Here is a 3,429-nt window from a genome sequence, read left to right as displayed (position 1 = left end):
TCAAGGGCTTCTTTCGTTTAGGTACTTTCCTTGTGAAGTATCTCGCCTGTTCTAGAACTCCCATATCTAGTTTTTTTGTATATTGCTGTAAATATTACTTACTGGCCGTATGAGAATTTGTTTGATCATCGTCTGTCTTCTCTTGTTGAATGTGAGATCAGGTATTTGCCAAGATAGACAGGATTACATTTTTGTTTCTTATCAAAACTACCTTCCAACCCCGAAGATAGGTATTATCGATTTTTATAGGCAGTTAAATGAAAAATGGAAACGTGATATGGATATGCTTAATGATGAGGCTCATGTTGGATTCGAGGTTTATAAGGATAGCACTATCAGAGTTGTTTCTAGCAATTTTGGTCATGTAGATAAGACTGAAGAAATGAATCAAAAATTTTCGTCCATATCAAAGTGGATACCGGCAAATAAAGATGGTAGATCGACCAATATAGCGCGTGAATATATCATTCATCTTGGGGAAAGGTCCTCTATTGGGGAATTGGGGACATATACGCGGAGTAAGGATACAATGGTTGTCATCGATCCAGGTCATATCCAATTTATTGGCGGCAAATGGTTGAATGCACTGTATTATCAAACACTTGATTATTTTTATACAAATGGCAGGCTAAAAAGAATTGAAATATTGGTTTCAAGAAATAGGAATAGGTTTTATGGCTATTTGTCATTTAAAGAATTTGAACAATTTTTCGTATTCTATTACGGTTTACCTACTTATTATGATAATTCTCCCAGTTTAGCTGTTAAAAGCAGTTATTTTGATTTGGAGAATGCAGTTAAGGATAGTTTGTATAAATTATCTTGGGAAGATTTTCGTGATGGCCGTATCAGTTTAACATTTGATCCTGAGAAAATAATGGTCACATATGATTTTTATTGAGTAACTTTGCAGCGGAATGGGTACATTATTGGACAACGGAATTAAACCGTATAATCATTACGGGGCTTATTTAAAGCAAAAGTATAACGGACAGAAAGTGTTTAAAGTGATTGTGGATGGTAATTTTACCTGCCCCAATCGTGATGGTAGTAAGGGCTATGGTGGTTGTACGTACTGTAATGTAGATTCTTTTACACCGGATACTGCCCGGAAAATTCCTTCTATACGCGAGCAGGTGGAATCGGGTATTGAAAGAGCACGTAATAGCTATGGCGCTGAGAAGTTTATTATTTATTTCCAGCCAAATACAAATACATATGCGCCGACTCATCTACTGAAGATGATGTATGATGAGGCTTTAAGTATTGATCCTGAAAATACTTTGGGTCTTTCTGTGGGTACACGTCCTGATTGTTTGGATTTTGAAAAGATTGCATTGTTGGAGTCTTACACAGATCGTTACGATGTAGATTTGGAGATGGGTATGGAATCTATCTACAATGATACATTGGAGCAGATCAATAGAGGCTGTTCTCACGACGAATTTGTTCAGGCCATGAATATGCTGAAAGATACTCCGTTGGAGCTTTGTGTGCATACCATCTTTGGCTTCCCGTGGGAATCTGAAGAAATGATGTTGAAATATGCAGATGAAATCAACCGCTTTCCACAAATTAAATTTGTGAAGTTGCATCACTTACATATTGTAGAGGGATCTATTATGGGCGTTAAGTTCAAACGTGAGCCTTTTGAACTTTTCTCGATAGAAGGTTATACGGAATTCTTAGCAAAGTTTATTCCTCGATTGCGTCCTGATCTGATCATTCAACGTATTTTCGGGATTGCAGATAAAGAATTGTTAATTGCTCCGAATTGGGGCTTACCGAAATCAGGTATTCAAACATACATCGATAAGGGATTGGAAGCACGTCAGGTCGTGCAGGGGAGTCTTTTTTAGCCGTTCCTAATATTTATACTCTTTTGATAGATCATTGTATGCTATCGCGTTTAATGAATATATTCAGCGCTATAAAAACAGCAAAGGCTTCTCTAATGAAGCCTTTGCTGTTTACCTACAAAAAAAGGGTACGATTACCATCTTTATTTAGCCCTCAACAATTGTTTTTAGATCGGCTGGAGAGTAATTGATGGATTTTAACGTTTTATTGTCAGCTGTTCTGAATACCAGAAATTTGCCATCAACTTCTTTATAATAGGATTCTACACCTTTTAATTTATAGTGCTCCTGTGTAGCGATGGCTTCTGCTTCGTCTTTACATGCTTTGCTCATATTGGAACGTTGAACTTCATCAAAAAGAGCAGAGAATTTATCTTTTAAACCAAATTCTAATACCGCTCCAGCAAGTACATATTGAATGTCACATAGCGCATCTGCAATCTCGACCAAATCTTTATCCCGGATGGCCTCTTCTAATTCTTTTAATTCCTCAGCGATCAACGATACCCGTAAGGCACATCTTTGTTCAGATGGAATAGTAGGCGTGTCTAGGATTGGATGTTGGAATGTTTTATGGAATTCCGCAACGGATGAAAGTGTTTTCGGATCAGTCATATTCTTTGTTTTATTATTTGAAAGAGCAAATATAAAAAATAAAGGACGCTTAACTGAATGACCGTCCTTTATTTTTATTTATCTGCTTAAGCGATTAAATCAGGTGCTTTAACTGCACGATTTCACGCTCTTCTAAATATCTCCAACGGCCACGTGGAAGGTCTTTTTTCGTTAAGTTTGCATAAACCACACGATCCAATTTAACGACTTCATATCCTAATGACTCAAAAATACGACGTACGATACGATTTTTCCCCGAGTGGATTTGGATACCGACTTCACGTTTCGATCCGCCTTGAACATAGCTCAAGTCATCTGGTTTAATTACACCGTCCTCTAATTCGATACCAAAGCTGATTTTGTTAAAATCGCCTTGTGTAAGGCTTTTGTTTAACTCGACATTGTAGATTTTGCTGATGCTGTTGCGCGGGTGTGAAAGTTTTTCAGCAAGACTACCATCATTTGTCATCAAAAGTAGTCCTGTTGTGTTTCTGTCAAGACGACCAACAGGATAGATTCTTTCTTTTGTCGCTTTAGAAACAAGTTCCATTACGGTATGACGCTCCTGCGGATCATCTGTAGTCGTGATATAATCTTTTGGTTTGTTCAACAAAACATAAACATTTTTTTCACGTTTTAGGCGTTCGTTGTTGTAACGGATTTCATCTGTTGCAGGATCCACCTTGGTACCCAATTCCGTAACAGGTTCTCCATTTACCCAAATAACACCAGCAGTGATAAGCTCATCCGCTTTACGTCTTGAACAGATACCAGCATTGGCGATGTAACGATTTAAACGAACTAAGCCGTCATCTTCTGCATCCTCTGCTTTTTTCTTTGGACGTTTAATATATTGTTTATCACCAAAGTTTTTGTTGTCGTCAAAATTTCTACTTTTATCGCCATCAAACTTTCTGTTAGAAGGTCTTGAAGAGTCATTTCTGTCTGAACGTTT

Annotated in this window: 4 protein-coding genes; 2 read left to right on the top strand and 2 right to left on the bottom strand. The window is 37.4% G+C overall.

Annotation, left to right across the window (positions count from 1 at the left end):
- Window positions 1-151 precede the first annotated feature (151 nt).
- Both B3H30_RS21560 and B3H30_RS21555 read left to right on the top strand, forming a co-directional pair.
- Window positions 152-901, top strand: coding sequence for a hypothetical protein (locus B3H30_RS21560; RefSeq protein ID WP_139145098.1), 750 nt, complete (start codon window positions 152-154; stop codon window positions 899-901).
- A gap of 16 nt (window positions 902-917) precedes the next feature.
- On the top strand, window positions 918-1,859 hold the full coding sequence (locus B3H30_RS21555) for a TIGR01212 family radical SAM protein (protein ID WP_070570068.1): 942 nt from the start codon (window positions 918-920) through the stop codon (window positions 1,857-1,859).
- A 147-nt stretch (window positions 1,860-2,006) separates the two neighbouring features.
- On the opposite strand, the gene B3H30_RS21550 is transcribed toward B3H30_RS21555, so the two are convergent.
- Window positions 2,007-2,474, bottom strand: coding sequence for a nucleoside triphosphate pyrophosphohydrolase family protein (locus tag B3H30_RS21550; protein WP_070570070.1), 468 nt, complete (start codon window positions 2,472-2,474; stop codon window positions 2,007-2,009).
- Window positions 2,475-2,568: 94 nt separating this feature from the next.
- The coding region (locus B3H30_RS21545; protein WP_286753090.1) for a pseudouridine synthase at window positions 2,569-3,429 on the bottom strand (861 nt) is incomplete at its 5' end.

The sequence above is a fragment of the Sphingobacterium sp. UBA7038 genome, assembly GCF_002494055.1.
GTDB lineage: Bacteria > Bacteroidota > Bacteroidia > Sphingobacteriales > Sphingobacteriaceae > Sphingobacterium > Sphingobacterium multivorum.
This window is presented reverse-complemented; position numbering and strand designations above follow the sequence as displayed.